Below are 16,945 nucleotides of genomic sequence, written 5' to 3' on the forward strand. Positions count from 1 at the left end.
AATTTGTGCTGCGTTACATTTTAGCCATAACTAGCGCACACTTTTAAAGAAAAGTTAAATTATTGCAAAATTATTACTAAGGAATATTTAAAAGCTGTCGACTATATAAAAGGAAAATTAAACAATAATAATGGTATTGTAATGAGCAGAACCCCTTATATCACTCAAAATGAATATGTGTTAGATGAAAATATCACATTGATGACAACTAGCGATCTGCAAGGAAACATTGTTCACGCTAATGATTTCTTTGTCCAAGTTAGTGGTTATGAATTAGATGAGTTATTAACACGTCCGCACAATATTATCCGCCATCCAGATATGCCCAAAGAAGCTTTTGCCGACATGTGGGCAACACTTAAAAAAGGAGAACCTTGGACTGGTATTGTAAAAAACCGTCGGAAAAATGGTGACCATTACTGGGTTAGAGCCAATATCATCCCAGTGGAACGCAAAGGTGTCATTACGGGCTATATGTCCATTCGAACCCGTGCAACACGCCAAGAAATTGCGACAGTAGAACCGCTCTATACCGCAATGAATGAAAATAGAAGTAAACGAAAAATTTTTAAGGGAATTGTACTTTCTAAAAAAATACCGTTTCACTTTTCTATATGTTCAACACGCTGGCGTATCCGACTCGTCATGAGCCTGTTGTTTATTCTTTGGCTCATCATGGCAAGCGTTGTTTTGCAACCAATCGGATCCCTTTTAATCATGAGCATCTGCACATTTATCACATTACTGGTCGGTAATGTGATATTTGAAAAAATGCTCGCCACACCATTGGAAAACATCACCCAACAAGCACTTGGTATTGCACGAGGAAATCAACATAGCGTTAACCATATGCAACGTACAGATGAAATTGGCTTAGTATTACGCGCTATAGGGCAACTTGGACTGGTTTGCCGCTGGCTAATCAAAGATGTCTCCGAACAAGTTGATAACGTCCGCAAAGGCAGTGAATCTTTAGTCTCCGATTGTGGTGAATTAGAAACGCATACTCAGCAAACCGTCGGTTATATGCAACAAACCGTTGCGACCATGAACCAAATGGCTGTTTCTGTAAAAATGAATGCCGATAATACAATCCAAGTTGATCAGCTTTCTAATACCACTAGCGAAACCGCAGTAAATGGCGGTGCAATGATGGAAGCCGTTGTCGATACCATGAATGAGATTGTTAATAGTACCAGCAAAATCAATTCCATTACGGATGTGATTAAAGACATCGCATTTCAAACTAATATACTCGCGTTAAATGCCGCTGTAGAAGCCGCTCGTGCAGGTGAACAAGGCAAAGGCTTTGCTGTTGTCGCAAATGAAGTACGCAGCCTCGCAAGCCGTAGTGCAAGCGCAGTGAATGATATTCGCGAATTAATTAATGATTGCGAAAAGAAAGTCAATTCAGGGAAAAATCAAGTAAATACGGCAGGGGACACCATGAAGGAGATTGTTGACCAAATACAGAATGTCACGCAATTGATTACCCATATTAGCCAAGCAACCTCTGAACAAGCGGCTGGGATCGCCGATATTACCCAAGCGGTAAGTGAGCTCGAAACCATCACACAACAAAGCACATTACTGGTAGAGCAAAGTACAGAGACATCAAATATGGTAAAAGCTCGTTCAAGCAGGCTTGAAGATGCGGTCGTTGTCTTACACTAATCGTTGTTTTACATTAATATTTAATTGAAAAGTAAAAGGGCTGTCACCCAGCCCTTTTTATCAAAAACATAAACTCATCAGCGATGTTATTTTTCTAACGCTGGCAATTCCGCCAGTGGCCAACGCGGGCGAACTGTTACACCAAGCCCTGTCGTTGACCCACCTTTAAGGCGAATAAGCCCCGCTAAAGCAATCATCGCGCCGTTATCCGTACAGAATTCAGGGCGTGCATAAAAAACTTCACCGCCGCGCTGTTTAAGAACGTCTTCCATTTTAGCTCTGAGTGCGCGGTTAGCACTAACGCCCCCCGCCATCACTAAGCGTTTAAACCCTGTTTGTTCTAAAGCGCGTTTGCATTTAATTGCTAGAGTATCTACCACGGCATCTTCAAAGGCTCTCGCAATATCTGCTCGGGTTTGGTCGTCATCCGCATTTTCACGAATGGTATTGGCTGCAAAGGTTTTTAACCCTGAGAAGCTAAAATCAAGCCCTGGCCTGTCTGTCATTGGGCGAGGAAAAACAAAACGGCCCGCAGTACCCTGCTGCGCCATGCGAGATAGCACAGGGCCGCCAGGGTAGTCTAAACCTAATAATTTCGCTGTTTTATCAAACGCTTCACCTGCCGCGTCATCGATGGATTCGCCAAGTAGCTCATACTCACCAATTCCCGTCACACTGATAAGCTGGGTATGCCCACCAGAAACCAGTAATGCAACGAAAGGAAATTCAGGGCTTTTCTCTTCTAACATTGGAGCCAATAAATGGCCTTCCATGTGATGAACCGCCACGGCTGGAACATTCCATGCAAAAGCTAATGAACGCCCAACGGTTGCACCTACCATTAAAGCCCCTACCAAACCTGGGCCCGCAGTATAAGCGACAGCGTCGATATCTTGGCTTGTTAAATTAGCTTCTTTCAGCGCGGCTTGAATTAACGGCACTGTTTTGCGAATATGATCGCGCGAAGCCAATTCAGGCACGACACCACCGTAATCTGCATGAACTTTAATTTGGCTGTATAATTGATTGGCTAATAAGCCACGCTCATCATCATAAATTGCGATACCCGTCTCATCGCAAGAGGTTTCGATACCTAAAACACGCATTGCACTACCCTTGTTTATTGCATAACAGCAAGTCTATCACTATTTTCGCGCAATCGCGTAATTAATGTTGGTAAAAGGCTGACTTTCCTGACTGTATAGTCTATAATCAGTCCCCTGTAATAAAAAATTTCGTGTGGCTAATTCTCATTATTATCTGGTTTTGTTTGCTTTTTCATCGAATGAACTGCAAATCAGGTAATCTTGTGTGATTCAATTTTATACGGCACTTTACAAACCCGTACTCATTGAAGTAAAATTCCGCACCATTTTAAATGAAGGCTGGTGAATCAGTACCAGCAACAAACCGATTTCTATTGAGGTGAGAGGCACATGCCGGTAATTAAAGTACGTGAAAACGAGCCATTCGACGTTGCACTGCGTCGTTTCAAACGTTCCTGTGAAAAAGCAGGTGTTTTAGCTGAAGTTCGTCGTCGTGAATTCTATGAAAAACCAACGACTGAACGTAAACGCGCTAAAGCATCAGCTGTAAAGCGTCACGCTAAGAAACTGGCTCGCGAAAACGCACGCCGTACTCGTCTGTACTAGTTGTTTGCAGTGAAAACTGCATTCATTACAGACGATAGCTAATACAAAACGTTGGTTTCTCTCGTAGTCACTTAGTTTTTGTAGTAGTAAATAGCTAAGCAGTTAAAGGCCGTGCTTTCCTCAAGGAAGCGCGGCTTATTATCGTTCATCAACAGGCGAAAAAGAGGCTTATGGCTGGACGAATTCCGCGTTCATTTATCAATGACTTGTTAGCAAGAACTGACATCATTGATTTAGTAGATGCAAAAGTCCCATTAAAAAAACAGGGTAAAAACCATCACGCTTGTTGTCCGTTCCATAATGAAAAAACACCTTCTTTTACCGTAAACGGTGAAAGACAATTTTATTACTGTTTTGGTTGTGGTGCTCACGGCAACGCTATCGATTTTTTGATGAATTATGACAAACTCGATTTTGTCGAAGCTGTTGAAGAATTATCTGCACTGCATGGCCTTGATGTCCCTTATGAAAAAGGAACGGGTTCAAGCCAAATAGAACTTCATCAACGGCAAAATTTATATCAGTTGATGGAAAAAATTAATCAATTTTACTGTGCTGCCTTAAGTCATTCTTCGGCTAATAAAGCGAAAGATTATTTAAGCCAACGTGGTTTAAGCGCTGAAATTATTGAGCATTTTTCGATTGGTTTCGCCCCTGCGGGCTGGGACAATTTACTCAAAAAATTCGCTGTAAACCCAGAAAGTCGCAAACAGCTTGATGATGCAGGCATGTTAGTGACAAATGATAATGGCCGAATCTATGACCGTTTTAGAGAGCGTGTCATGTTCCCAATTCGGGATAGACGTGGTCGTGTAATTGCCTTCGGTGGGCGTGTGTTAGGGGATGCCCTTCCCAAATACTTAAACTCTCCCGAAACTGATATTTTCCATAAAGGTCGTCAATTATTTGGCCTCTATGAAGCAACACAAAATAGTAGTGAATTAGCGAAGTTACTCGTAGTTGAAGGCTATATGGACGTTGTTGCTCTCGCTCAGTATGACATCCGCTATGCGGTTGCCTCACTTGGCACATCAACAACCTCTGAACATATTCAGCTACTTTATCGTTCAACAGATACAGTTATTTGTTGTTATGATGGCGACCGCGCTGGCCGAGAAGCGGCTTGGCGGGCACTGGAAACAGCACTTCCCTATCTAACGGATGGTCGCCAGCTGCGCTTTATGTTTTTACCCGATGGTGAAGACCCTGATTCATTAGTGCGTAAAGAAGGCAAAGAGACTTTTGAGCAACGCATGAAAGATGCTCAAACCCTTTCCGCCTTTTTATTTGATTCACTTGTGCCTCAGGTAGATTTAAAAACGCAAGAAGGGAAAGCAAAATTTAGTAAACTGGCTATCCCTTTGATTAAACAAATACCTGGTGAAACGCTGCGCCTTTATATGGCACAAGAGCTAGGAAATTTTATTGGTATACCGGATATTTCTCAAGTTCTTGCTATGATTGATAGAGAGAGCACAGAACAAGTTAACTATCAGGCGCCCAAATTAAAACCAACCACAATGCGAATACTTATCGCGCTGTTGGTACAGAATCCGAACTTTTCGGAGCTTGTTCCCTCATTAGAGGGGATCGCCCATATTCAAATGCCGGGGCTTTCTCTATTTCAGGAATTGGTTGATGTTTGCCGTTCCACCCCCGGAATGTCAACTGGGCAGTTGCTAGAGCGTTATCGTGATAATAAATTTTCGAAACAGCTTGAAAAACTAGCAACGTGGAACGATATAGAAATAGAGGAGATAGCGGAAAATACCTTTATAGATGCGTTAAACCATCTATTTAATAGCGCACTCGACGAACGTTTTGACTATTTGATAGCAAAAGAACGAACTGAAGGGCTGACCCCAGAAGAGCGCGAAGAAGTCCGCTTAATCACTCTTTCAAGAGTGAAAATATAATCTAACCCAAAACAGAATTAATATTTTAAACGGCTTAAGTGCCGATAAACACAAGGCAAATGCCTGTAAAATGCTACGAAAATAAAGGGCGTAGCGAATAATAAATATTCCCTTTGTATGTTCTTGTTGGCCGAATGTTTCGCCGACCGACACCAATTAAAATACTCAGAAGTGTGGATACCGTCTTATGGAGCAAAACCCGCAGTCGCAGCTTAAGCTACTCGTAACCAAGGGTAAAGAGCAAGGTTACTTAACCTATGCCGAGGTCAACGACCATCTGCCGGAAGATATCGTCGATTCAGATCAAATTGAAGATATCATTCAGATGATTAATGACATGGGCATCCAGGTCATGGAAGAAGCACCTGATGCCGATGATTTAATTTTGGCTGAAAATACTTCCGATACTGATGAAGATGCAGCAGAAGCCGCTGCACAAGTGCTGTCCAGTGTTGAAAGTGAAATCGGCCGTACAACCGACCCAGTCCGCATGTATATGCGTGAAATGGGTACCGTCGAGCTTCTCACACGAGAAGGCGAAATCGACATTGCAAAACGCATCGAGGATGGTATTAATCAGGTTCAGTGCTCTGTTGCTGAATATCCTGAGGCTATCACCTATCTTCTTGAGCAATATGACCGTGTTGAAGCAGGAGAAAGCCGTTTATCTGATTTAATCACCGGCTTTGTTGACCCTAACGCGGAAGAAGATCTTGCACCAACAGCAACTCACGTTGGCTCTGAATTACCACAAGCAGAGCTTGATAAAGACGATGACGAAGACGAAGAAGATGAAGACGGCGATGACAGCGATAGCGATGACGATAACAGCATCGATCCTGAATTAGCGCGTCAAAAATTCTCTGATCTTCGCGAGCAATATGAAAAAACGCGTCAACATATTAAACAATATGGCCGTAGTGATGCGAAAACGGCTGCCGCTATTGAGCAGCTTTCCGAAGTATTTAAAGAATTCCGTTTAGTTCCTAAGCAATTTGACTACTTGGTCAATAACATGCGTGAAATGATGGACAGAGTTCGCTTACAAGAGCGTACCATCATGAAACTGTGTGTTGAACAATGTAAGATGCCGAAGAAAAACTTCATTACTTTATTTAGTGGTAATGAGACCAGCGAAACTTGGTTAACTGCTGCAAAAGCAATGAACAAGCCTTGGTCAGAAAAACTACTTGAAGTTGAAGAAGAAATTCTACGTTGCCTGCAAAGACTGCGTCAAATTGAAGAAGAAACGGGTCTGACAATTGAACAAGTTAAAGATATCAACCGTCGTATGTCTATCGGTGAAGCGAAAGCACGCCGTGCGAAGAAAGAGATGGTTGAAGCAAACTTACGTTTGGTAATTTCTATCGCTAAGAAATACACCAACCGTGGCTTGCAGTTCCTTGACCTGATCCAAGAAGGTAACATCGGCCTGATGAAAGCCGTTGATAAGTTTGAATATCGCCGTGGTTATAAGTTCTCAACTTATGCAACTTGGTGGATCCGTCAGGCTATCACGCGTTCAATCGCTGACCAAGCACGTACTATTCGTATCCCGGTTCACATGATTGAAACTATCAACAAACTGAACCGTATCTCTCGTCAAATGCTGCAAGAAATGGGCCGTGAGCCATCGCCAGAAGAATTGGCAGAACGCATGCTAATGCCGGAAGATAAAATTCGTAAAGTACTGAAGATTGCTAAAGAACCTATCTCTATGGAAACCCCTATTGGTGATGATGAAGATTCACATTTAGGTGATTTTATTGAAGATACAACTTTAGAACTACCTTTAGACTCTGCAACGTCAGAAAGCTTACGCTCTGCAACTCACGAGGTGTTAGCAGGCTTAACCGCTCGTGAAGCAAAAGTGCTACGTATGCGTTTTGGTATCGATATGAATACTGACCACACCCTTGAGGAAGTCGGTAAACAATTTGATGTTACCCGTGAACGTATCCGTCAGATCGAAGCGAAAGCATTACGTAAATTACGTCACCCAAGCCGCTCAGAAGTTCTGCGCAGTTTCCTTGACGAGTAATTAGTTGATTTATACCTAAAAACACCTGCTCCGGCAGGTGTTTTTTTATGTCCGTAACCTCAATATCAATTAATTCACTGATTTATACCTTGCCATTAGGCATAAAGTAATCATTATGGCTACCGCTCCACCTAACATCGCTACATTAAAACCAGAAACAAAAGCTGACCGTGTGACTTGCTCAATAAAGGCAGATGGCATTGCTGAAGAAGTTTGAATCAAATGTTTGATTTCCTGTGTCGATAACATCCCAACCAACTTGTCATCCTGTAATAGCTGCTCTACAGCGCGATGTGTCATCAACGTTCCCAAAAGAGCAATACCGAGGGTCATACCTGTTTGCCTCAATGCATTCATAACAGCGGATGCAATGCCGGAATAGGCCTTATCAACACTCGCCATGACAAGTGCCCCAATTGCAGGGGTAGATATTCCCATTCCAGCACCCAAAATAAATAATGTTATCGCAATAGGTATATAAGGTGTCTCAGCGTTAACACGAGTTAATAATAATGAAGCCAGCGCGATTAAAATAAAGCCAAAGATCATCAGATTTCGCACGCTTAAATAGCGAGAGAGTTTACCGAAAGAGAATGAAAAAATAGCCATGGCAATAAACTCAGGTGCCATGCGGATCCCCGCTTCAAATGCCCCCCACCCTTGGCCTTTTTGTAAAAATAGCGCAATAAAAAATACATTGCTGTAAGTTGCAAAACCCAACGCAAAAGAAGCCATATTATATTGAAAGAAAAATGGATTTTTTTTAAATAAAAAGAAAGGTAGTAATGGCCGAGCTACGTGGCGTTCAACCCAAATAAATCCTAAGAATGCAATAATTGCAATGATTAACCCACTCAATGTGAAATAGCTACCCCAACCTTGCTCCCCTGCCTCAATTAAAGCAAAGGTTAAACCACCTAATGCAATGATACTTAAAGCTTGCCCCATCGGATCCAGTGCGGCTTTATCTGGATCTGAACTTTCTTGTATCCCTAGCCAGCCTAACAGGAATGTTAGCAATCCTATCGGGATATTGATTAAGAATATCGTTGTCCAATTGAAGCTATCGACTAAAAATCCCCCTAAGATAGGGCCGATAATTAAGGAAAGTGCACTCACGGCTGACCAGATACCAATAATTCTTATACGTTCAATATCATTCGAGAAAGCTTGTGTAATGATAGAAAGTGCCCCAGGAATTAAAGCCGCGGCAGCGACCCCTTGAATAATACGCCCCGCTATCAACATGTGCGACGATGTAGAAAATGCACAAATTGCAGACCCTAGAGTGAAAATAACAATTCCTGTTAGCCAAATTTTTTTACGCCCATAACGGTCGCTAATAGGGCCAACAGACAAGATCAATGCTGACAAACATAGTGCATAGGCGTCAATAACCCATTGTAGCATAGACATATTCGCATCGAGATCACGCCCAATAGAAGGTAGTGCAACGTTTACAATACTGATATCTAACGTTGCCATAAAAGTGCCCAAGCAAACAGCTAGGATCAAAAAAAGTCGTCTCATTTTTTATACCTCATCTTCGATCATAGTAGCATGATAATACTCGACCGACCGACGGTCAATTAAAATGAGAATAAATATCATCTATAAACTTATGCTGTCTGTTGGTGATAAAACAGTAATTACTCTGTTTTATCACCCTCATTTTATCTCATTTACACTACTGGAGTTTCATGCAAATAAACCCAGACACACTTTTCTGCTTCGACCCTGATACATGCAGCAGAAATTCTTAACGACTCAATACCGTTTATTTGCTGTTTTTCTTGATATTGAACCCAGCAATAACCATTGTCTTCGCGTAATGGCATCAGATTAATACACTCTGTTGTAAATAATGTTCGAGCCCCTACATTCTGACTGAATAACTGAGTCACTTCATTTAATCCAATACAATGGCCCTGGATTGTAACCATTTTAAAGTGCTCATCGAAACTGGCTAATAGAGGAGCCAAACTTTTATCACCATTTCTCCCCATAAAAACATTCTCAATTAAGACATGTACGTCCACAACGCTTTGCAGCGCTCTTTCCATTGTTTCACTCATTTATTTTTCCTTGATCACTGAAATTAATGAAAGTAACCCGAGTATTGATGCGATAAGAAACGTATATTGATAGCGTAATAAATCACTCGAAAAAGTCGTTAGGCTAAATATAGAAATAAATATGACGGCACCCACACTAAATGCGACTTGCCGATTAATATTCCACAATACGCTCCCTTGAAGTAAATCTTTGTCTTTGAAATCCATCAGCGAGCTAATTTGTGCAGTATTGGCGCTCAATCCACCACCCATCCCCATCAATAAATAAGCGATTATTAATAAATAGAGCTGACTTGAAGATGAAACCCAATAAAGCAGAAAAATACCAAGGCTATGTAATGTAATACCAATAATAAATAATTTTTTTTTCCCTATCTGCAAATAAAGGCGACCACCAGTTAACATTGATATCACCGCTCCCAATGCATATAGCACCATGAATAACCCTGTTTGTGCCGCACTGAATCCCATGTTCTCTTGTAGATTAAAAATATTGAGTAAATTAACCCCTGTAAAAATACCGGGAACAGCATAGTAAACAATAAAAGCGTTACGCAGATTGGCGTTTTTCAATAACTGAAAATTTAAAATAGGTTCTCGACATTTTTTTGCATATTTAAGATAAACAATAAATACAAGGGCTGAAGTAGAAAAACTCACCAAAGCCAATAATAAATTGTGATAGTCATTATAAAAAGAGAATGATAATAATAAGCTTAATAAACTTAAACTTACCATTATTAACCCCAAAATATCTGGCTTTTCTCTTATTGTTTTCCCATCATTTTTTATCCAAACCCAGGCAAGTACGGCCGTTAGCAATGAAAAAGGTAAATTAGCATAAAAAACCCAATGCCAAGATAAAGAATCAATAATTAAACCACCAATGGCAGGTGAGAATGCAGGCGCAATTAACGCGACTGTCATAATCAATGTTGATATACGCTGACGATCATTATTTGGAAATAATGCAAAAACGAGTGCCTGACCTACAGGAATTAATAACCCTCCCGCGGCTCCTTGGATAAAACGCCAAAAAATTAAACTATAAATTGAATCACTGCTCCCACTGAACCAAGCTGCAACAGAAAAGAGCAACATGGAATAGCAAAGTAGCTTTTGATTACCTAGCCTGCCTGCTAGCCATAAACTGATGGGCATCACCAGAACTAAACCTAAAATATAACCATTGGCAACCCAAGCAACTTGAGATTGGCTCGCTGAAAATGACGATGCAATATCAGGTAATGCTATCGCTGACATAAAAATATTAATACAATCAATAAAGAAACCGAGTAAAAATACTGTGGCGATTTTGTATCGATAAGTCATGGACTTCCTCCAGTGGCAAAGAATAGATTTAAGTACTTTCTTTGTCGATACAAGGGAGGTAACATGATTGTTTAATAAAAAAGAACAATCATTGTCATTATGCAAAAAAATCTCAAAAAGATTATCAGCTTTCTACAAGTTGTTGACTCCGGTTCATTCACGAAAGCCGCAGATATTTTAGGGCTAAGCCGCTCTATGGTTAGTGTGGATATCAAACAATTAGAAGCTCAGCTCAATGTAAGCTTGCTAACACGAAATACGCGAAATATTGCATTAACAGAAGTGGGAAAACATTTCTATGACGACTTTAAACGTATTCAAAGTCAAATAGATGAAGCTTTTGAAAGAAGCCAAAATTTAGGCACTAATATTGCCGGTTTGCTGCGTTTTTCATCAACGAGTGAGTTTGGCCAACGTTTTATTTTGCCACTACTTCCTGAATTTTGCCGTCTTTATCCTAAGCTACGGTTACAATATTCATTTAACTCATCCTTAGACGACCTGATCACAGAAAAACTCGATTTATCCATTCGATTAGGCAACCTAAAGAACTCATCTCTTAAAATGAAGAAACTGGGTGAATATGAAATTTACTTAGTCGCCACCCCGGAATTTATAGAAAAACACCCAATAAAACAACTCACTGATTTAGCAAATGTTCCATGGATTAACCATGCCCTATTAAACTGGCAAGATCCGCAATATTTTTTACAGAACGCAAAAAATGAAAAATATTACTTACCTATAATTAAAAACCAATACGAGTCTAATTCTGCCGCCGTTATTCACCATATGGTGTTAGCTTCTTTAGGTATTGCAATATGCCCTGCTTGGATGGTTGATGACGACTTGCGGTATGAACGCTTAGTTCATGTATTACCTGAATACCATTTACCTAAACAAAATATTCAATTACTTTATCCAAATACTCTTGTTTTACCGGCTAAGACACGTGCTTTTATTGATTACTTAGCTGATAAATTAGCTGTAAATAAATAAAAATATAGAGATAGACAGGTTAAATGTTTCAAAAATTTAGTTTCTAATCGACCATAGAATAAAAGCTTATCCTTCTCGTTGGTAATGCCTATTATGCCTTCCATGGCATAATAGTCTGCTTTATTTCTTAGATGCTAAATAATCTTGCAGAGTACCTTCCGGTTTTTTCTTACAAAACTCAACAATCTGAGGGACTTCAGCAACACTTTGCTCTGTTAGCGCAACATAATCCCCACCTTTAAATTGCGTTTCTTGGTTTGTTACCCATAACGCAACAGGTGCCCAACTTTGAGGATCTAAATTAATAAATTGCTGGCAAGTCATATTTTCAGGTGTAACCGTATTTTTGTCTGCTGCCATTGAGTTAAATGAAATTGTAGACACTGCAAATAATACGCTAGATATAATAACCTTTCTCATTTTGAACTCCATTGAAAATTTAAAATATAGAATTATGTGGCTAGCTATTATTAGCATATTATTTATATAAATTATATATTCTAATTTTGATGATTAAATTTATACTGAATTAAAAATAGAATAACAAACAATAAGAACAATAAATTACAAATGACAACTTAATTAGAGCATCAATATAAGATTTGTTTTTATAGAAAAGCCACTTATAAAAAGTGGCCATAAATATTTAACTATATTACTTTTACTTCCATCTCTGCAGGGTCTTTAATTGGTTCATTTACACAGAAGAAGTATGACTCAGAAGACATAAACATCATATCTAACCGATTAAAAATTTAATTTAAAATAAGTATCTAAGATAATAAAAACATGATTTACCATCTTGATACTTATACTTCAAAAGGCGAAGGGTGACTTTGTCTATAAACTCACCCAAAACACCCCTGTTTCTCGGATCTCTGTAAATTGATTTTGAAATTCGACTAAGTTTTGTTCTGGATTTAATGCGCTAAATCGTTTTGGATGCATAAATTTAGCCATAGCTTCAATGGCAAATATATTCATCGGGTTGTTGTAAAAATTATGGTAAATCGCCATAACGCGCTTTTCTTTAACTGCCGTTAATGATGAGATCCCTTGTCTATCCATTAATACTGATAACTGCTTCTGCACGTTAGCTTTATTTGCATTATATCCTAAGCTTACTGCGAGCGAGCGACGATTAAAGTTGTGCCAATCGGCGCCTGTCAGTAAATAATATTCTGGGTTTAATGTAATAATATTCTCAATGGAACTTTCAGCCCCTTTTGCAGGGAAGCTATCTGCAACAAGATTATTTCCGCCTGCCAGGGCCGCTAAAGAACCATAACCTGAACGACCATAAAGTTGACAACAATTATCGCTAAATAACCCTGCATTCGCTTCAATCAAGACAGTTGGAAATGGCTGAGATAATTGGCTTTCAATCGCACCTAATTTTTCGTGGTACAGCTTCGCAAATCGTTCCGCTCTTTCTTGTGTTCCTAATAATTCACCTAATAATAGAATACTTTTTGGCGTGTTTTTCGCGATATCCATTCGAAAATCAATAAAAATGACTTGGATACCAGCGGCTTCAAGTTGCGGTAAAATTTGGCTATCACGCATCGCACCATAATTAGCCTTATGCATAATTACCACATCAGGCATTAACTCGATCAGTTTTTCAACTTGGAGACCGGCTTCACGAGTTTTCTTTAACGTTGGAATTTGGCCTAATTCAGGCAACACACTGAAATAAGCTTGTTTTAAATCTGGTGCGTATTGTGTAAGCGAATCACTCCAACCCGCGATACGAGATATCCCACTTTTACCCGCAGCAATATCTACTGGCAAAATATCACGGCTATCCACCAGAAATAACTTTTCAACGGGAAGATTAACTGTGACTTCACGGCCTTGTAAGTCGGTGATCACCGTTGGCGTTTTTGCCTGCCCCCAAAAGCTTAGTAAGCACAATAATCCTGTGAGAAATAATTTCATGGAAAATCTTTTACCTTAAATTTAAAAAGGTTGGTATGAATAAAGCCACTGTAAAGTGGCTTCAAACTGCTGCCAAATATATTATGTTTGGCAGCAAGTCGAATAGGTTTTGAAAATAAACTAGAACGTCACACTGTAATTCAGAGCAAAGGTTCGACCACGGCCTTTATAATCGTACAGGTTTGCAGCACCGTATTTAGGGCTATATAAGCTTTGTGCTCGTTGCCCCCAAATTGTGGAGTAATTTTTATCCAGTAAGTTTTCAACTGCAAAACTGACTTTACCCACTGGCAACATATAACTTCCTAATAAATCAACGGTATTATAGCCATCAAGTTTCTTACCAGCCGCATCCGTTAAATTGAACGTTTGCTGGCTTTGTAAACGTAGTGCCCAGTCATTCGGCTCCCAACCAATATAGGCATTCACTTTTGATGGGCTCGCGAAATCAACGCTCCATTTTTCCCAACTACCATCTACTTTAGTTTCTGATTTTTGTAGATTGAAGTTACTTCCAACACTCCAATCTGAATCAGCAAAGAAGTAATCCACCGCACCTTCTACCCCATAGATACGGCGTTTATCGGTTTTCATATAGATGCTCATGTCATCTTTATTAATGCCGTAGCTTCTATCAGATAATGAATAATAGGTAGCAACTTGCGTGAGCAGGTTTTCCCCTGTGTAGCGCCATCCTAACTCAAAGGAGTTAACCTTGATTCCTTTTACCTTGGTATCATTAATGTTAACGCTTTTATTTAGATGATAGTGGCCATTGGCATCTGGAGTCTTCGCATAGTCACCAGTTCCGTAGTACTTAGCAATATCAGGAATTTCAAAACCTTGAGAGAAATTAAACCATGTTTGTTGCTCTTCGGTTAGGTTAACCAGCAACCCTGCGTTAAACAGTAAGTTGTTGTAATCCGTTTTCCCACCCGGTACTGCATCGGCTGATTTGCCTTTGCCGTTAGCAATGGCTTCTTGCTGTGCATAACCAATAAAATCATCCACTTTATTTTCTGTGTACTGATAACGCACACCACCGCTTAACGTGAACATTGGCGTAATGTCATAACTACTTTGTAAAAATGTCGCCATATTCGTCGTGGTATAGCTTGGATAGCGGCCAATTTGGAAAGCTTTAGTTAAGTCCATTCCCCCGGATTCTTTCGCTTTATCTAAATCAAAAAACATTTGGTTCGCGCGAAATTGCTCATGCTCTGCATCCACACCATAAGTTAACGTTAATTCATCGATAGGTTGGCTATTGAACGTCAGCTTAGTTCCATAAAAATTGGTTTTTTGATCCGATGAGCTGATACTTGTAACATCTTTGCCTGTAAGGGTTGGGAAGGGATAAAACTTTTGTGATTCATCACGATAATAAACCTGTGCAACAAAATCCTGCCCAAATACATCTGCATTTGAATATTGTAAGTTGAGCAAATTACGCTCAGTTCCCGGCAAACGGTCAGAACTTAATTTACTGCTGTTATAAGCATCACCTTGCCCTTTAACCGCGGAAAAATTTTTTCCTAAATAGAGGCCGTGTTTACCATCAGACTCACTTTTATAATGCTGATAAACAGCTTGAACCTGTTGTTTTTCATCGATTTTGATAGTACCTGACGCCATCACATCCAAGCGTTCAGAAAATTGTAACCCTGTTTGGGTATTATCGATATTAATCGCATTACCTTTACCATCATACCAACCGCCATAGCGTTGATAAGCAACAGAAACACGTCCGTGAGCGTTCTCGTTACCACCACTTACTGCTGCAGCAATATTTTCATCGTGATCTTTACCATTGTTAAAGCCTGTTTTTCCACCTAATTGCAGGGAAACTTGTTTTTCTTCTTGGCCTTTTTTCGTCACAATATTAATCAAGCCGCCGCTGCTACCGCCACCGTACATCGCCGTAGCACCTGAAATAACTTCGATATGGTTAATATTAAAAGGATCGATGGAGTCTAATTGGCGGCTATCACTACGAGAAGAGTTAAGGCGTACCCCATCAACCATCACAATCATTGAACGGCCACGCATATTCATGCCATAGTTTGTCCGCCCTTGGCCGCTGACACTCATTCCTGGAATAAGCTGCGCTAAAATGTCTTTTAATTCTTTTCCACCTTCAGCTTGCTGCTCAATTTCAGCATTATCAATCACCCATGTGGTTTGTGCCATTTCTGAAACCGATTTATAGCCACGTGTAGCGGATACGGTTATGGATTCTTCATTTTTATCAACGGCAAATACAGAGGGAGAAATAAAAGGGAGAAAGCAAGGGGAGATAATAAAGAAATGCTTTATTTTCATTAAATTAAACCTTTACATTATTAGAATTGCTGTTATTGAATCTAAAAAATAAATCACAATGCATAATTAAATTACTGTTTATTATTTTATCAAATAATTATTAACAACAGTAACTAAGAATCAAGATAAATATAAGAATTATTATTATTAACAACAAAAAATGAAAGGTTATTCAGTACTAGTCACGCATCCTTGCGCAAAGCCTTCCTATTAATTACTTCACGCTAACGACAGCGATATAATTCAATTTTCCACGATTTTGCCGAAAATGACGGAACATACGCAAAAATTGGGGACGATTTTCTTTCTTCAATGCATTACGGACAATCTTTAATGCACCGAATATACCTTCATCGTAAATCAGCCCTTTTGGTGATAGCAACGTCATTGGCCCTGTATGAGATACCACTTGCTGGAAACCCGCTTGTTGAAACAATTCCACCCATTGTGTCTCAGGTAATGGCTGCGCTTTGACATTAATCGCCTGCTGCATTTGAGAAACCACATTTTGTACCGCTTGGGCATCCTTAAATGCAATATCGTGGGTTAACAGACAGCCCCCCGGTTTTAGTACTCGATAATACTCCTGCAATAACTTCGCTTTCGCTTTATCACCATACATGGTCAGCATGGCTTCATTAATGACCACATCAAAGCTGTTATCTTCAAATGGTAATTTTGATGCATCCGCCATTTGGATTGTCACTAAATCTGTTAACCCTTTATTCGCCACATTTTTTTGTGCTTGAGCGAGCGCCTGCTTATCCATATCAATACCCGTAATATGGCAATGAAATTGGGAGGCTATTTCAATAGCTGTGGTTCCCATATTACACGCGACTTCAAGAACTTGGCTGTTCTTGTGTAACCCTGATTGGCTAAGTAGCCACTCGGTGGCTTCTTTTCCCCCTGGGCGTAGGCGTTTTTTTCCCAAGCGCGCTAAAAATTTGTGCCCAGCTTCATGGGCGGTAAATGATTGGTCCATTCGCACCT

Annotated in this window: 13 protein-coding genes; 5 read left to right on the forward strand and 8 right to left on the reverse strand. The window is 39.9% G+C overall.

Going from position 1 to position 16,945, the window contains the following annotated elements:
• The first annotated feature begins 141 nt into the window (after positions 1-141).
• Positions 142-1,674, forward strand: a complete 1,533-nt coding sequence (locus PSF67_RS00545) for a methyl-accepting chemotaxis protein (protein WP_102137845.1) — start codon at positions 142-144, stop codon at positions 1,672-1,674.
• Between the two features lie 86 nt (positions 1,675-1,760).
• Here PSF67_RS00545 and tsaD read toward each other — a convergent pair whose 3' ends face one another.
• Positions 1,761-2,780: a tRNA (adenosine(37)-N6)-threonylcarbamoyltransferase complex transferase subunit TsaD gene (tsaD, locus tag PSF67_RS00550; protein WP_272676352.1), complete on the reverse strand. Its 1,020-nt coding sequence runs from the start codon at positions 2,778-2,780 to the stop codon at positions 1,761-1,763.
• A 330-nt stretch (positions 2,781-3,110) separates the two neighbouring features.
• On the opposite strand from tsaD, the gene rpsU reads away from it, so the two are divergent.
• The 3 genes from rpsU (at position 3,111) to rpoD (ending at position 7,283) form a co-directional block, all read left to right on the forward strand.
• The gene (rpsU, locus tag PSF67_RS00555; RefSeq protein ID WP_001144069.1) at positions 3,111-3,326 is read left to right on the forward strand and encodes a 30S ribosomal protein S21; all 216 of its coding nucleotides are present in this window, start codon (positions 3,111-3,113) and stop codon (positions 3,324-3,326) included.
• 170 nt (positions 3,327-3,496) lie between these two features.
• Complete coding sequence (dnaG, locus tag PSF67_RS00560; RefSeq protein ID WP_272676354.1) at positions 3,497-5,242, forward strand: DNA primase; 1,746 nt, start codon at positions 3,497-3,499, stop codon at positions 5,240-5,242.
• 187 nt (positions 5,243-5,429) lie between these two features.
• Positions 5,430-7,283 carry an RNA polymerase sigma factor RpoD gene (gene rpoD / locus PSF67_RS00565; RefSeq protein WP_102137848.1) on the forward strand — a complete coding sequence of 618 codons (1,854 nt, stop codon included), beginning with the start codon at positions 5,430-5,432 and terminating at the stop codon, positions 7,281-7,283.
• A 69-nt stretch (positions 7,284-7,352) separates the two neighbouring features.
• On the opposite strand, the gene PSF67_RS00570 is transcribed toward rpoD, so the two are convergent.
• The 3 genes from PSF67_RS00570 to PSF67_RS00580 form a co-directional block, all read right to left on the reverse strand.
• A complete protein-coding gene (locus tag PSF67_RS00570; protein ID WP_272676356.1) occupies positions 7,353-8,813 on the reverse strand; it encodes an MFS transporter in 1,461 nt (486 codons plus the stop codon).
• Between the two features lie 152 nt (positions 8,814-8,965).
• Positions 8,966-9,358 carry a hypothetical protein gene (locus PSF67_RS00575; RefSeq protein ID WP_272676358.1) on the reverse strand — a complete coding sequence of 131 codons (393 nt, stop codon included), beginning with the start codon at positions 9,356-9,358 and terminating at the stop codon, positions 8,966-8,968.
• Complete coding sequence (locus PSF67_RS00580; protein WP_272676360.1) at positions 9,359-10,690, reverse strand: MFS transporter; 1,332 nt, start codon at positions 10,688-10,690, stop codon at positions 9,359-9,361.
• A gap of 99 nt (positions 10,691-10,789) precedes the next feature.
• Here PSF67_RS00580 and PSF67_RS00585 point away from each other — a divergent pair, with 99 nt between their 5' ends.
• Complete coding sequence (locus PSF67_RS00585) at positions 10,790-11,689, forward strand: LysR family transcriptional regulator (protein ID WP_102137852.1); 900 nt, start codon at positions 10,790-10,792, stop codon at positions 11,687-11,689.
• Between the two features lie 120 nt (positions 11,690-11,809).
• Here PSF67_RS00585 and PSF67_RS00590 read toward each other — a convergent pair whose 3' ends face one another.
• The 4 genes from PSF67_RS00590 to PSF67_RS00605 all read right to left on the reverse strand — a co-directional run bounded on the left by PSF67_RS00590 (position 11,810) and on the right by PSF67_RS00605 (position 16,937).
• Positions 11,810-12,109 (reverse strand): HdeA/HdeB family chaperone, encoded by a 300-nt coding sequence (locus tag PSF67_RS00590; protein ID WP_036958008.1) that lies wholly within the window; start codon positions 12,107-12,109, stop codon positions 11,810-11,812.
• Positions 12,110-12,529: 420 nt separating this feature from the next.
• Entirely contained in the window at positions 12,530-13,630 is a 1,101-nt protein-coding gene (locus PSF67_RS00595; protein WP_272676362.1) for an ABC transporter substrate-binding protein, read from the reverse strand.
• A gap of 120 nt (positions 13,631-13,750) precedes the next feature.
• Entirely contained in the window at positions 13,751-15,952 is a 2,202-nt protein-coding gene (locus PSF67_RS00600; protein ID WP_272676364.1) for a TonB-dependent siderophore receptor, read from the reverse strand.
• 214 nt (positions 15,953-16,166) lie between these two features.
• The gene (locus tag PSF67_RS00605) at positions 16,167-16,937 is read right to left on the reverse strand and encodes a class I SAM-dependent methyltransferase (protein WP_102137855.1); all 771 of its coding nucleotides are present in this window, start codon (positions 16,935-16,937) and stop codon (positions 16,167-16,169) included.
• Positions 16,938-16,945: the final 8 nt, after the last annotated feature.

The organism is Providencia sp. PROV076, assembly GCF_028483405.1.
GTDB classification, from domain to species: domain Bacteria; phylum Pseudomonadota; class Gammaproteobacteria; order Enterobacterales; family Enterobacteriaceae; genus Providencia; species Providencia huaxiensis.

Coding starts and splice junctions, on each gene's coding strand:
- tsaD (WP_272676352.1), bottom strand. CDS start 2,780: ATGCGTGTTTTAGGTATCGAAACCTCTTGCGATGAGACGGGTATCGCA.
- PSF67_RS00590 (WP_036958008.1), bottom strand. CDS start 12,109: ATGAGAAAGGTTATTATATCTAGCGTATTATTTGCAGTGTCTACAATT.
- rpsU (WP_001144069.1), top strand. CDS start 3,111: ATGCCGGTAATTAAAGTACGTGAAAACGAGCCATTCGACGTTGCACTG.
- PSF67_RS00595 (WP_272676362.1), bottom strand. CDS start 13,630: ATGAAATTATTTCTCACAGGATTATTGTGCTTACTAAGCTTTTGGGGG.
- rpoD (WP_102137848.1), top strand. CDS start 5,430: ATGGAGCAAAACCCGCAGTCGCAGCTTAAGCTACTCGTAACCAAGGGT.
- dnaG (WP_272676354.1), top strand. CDS start 3,497: ATGGCTGGACGAATTCCGCGTTCATTTATCAATGACTTGTTAGCAAGA.
- PSF67_RS00575 (WP_272676358.1), bottom strand. CDS start 9,358: ATGAGTGAAACAATGGAAAGAGCGCTGCAAAGCGTTGTGGACGTACAT.
- PSF67_RS00605 (WP_102137855.1), bottom strand. CDS start 16,937: ATGGACCAATCATTTACCGCCCATGAAGCTGGGCACAAATTTTTAGCG.
- PSF67_RS00580 (WP_272676360.1), bottom strand. CDS start 10,690: ATGACTTATCGATACAAAATCGCCACAGTATTTTTACTCGGTTTCTTT.
- PSF67_RS00585 (WP_102137852.1), top strand. CDS start 10,790: ATGCAAAAAAATCTCAAAAAGATTATCAGCTTTCTACAAGTTGTTGAC.
- PSF67_RS00570 (WP_272676356.1), bottom strand. CDS start 8,813: ATGAGACGACTTTTTTTGATCCTAGCTGTTTGCTTGGGCACTTTTATG.
- PSF67_RS00545 (WP_102137845.1), top strand. CDS start 142: ATGAGCAGAACCCCTTATATCACTCAAAATGAATATGTGTTAGATGAA.
- PSF67_RS00600 (WP_272676364.1), bottom strand. CDS start 15,952: ATGAAAATAAAGCATTTCTTTATTATCTCCCCTTGCTTTCTCCCTTTT.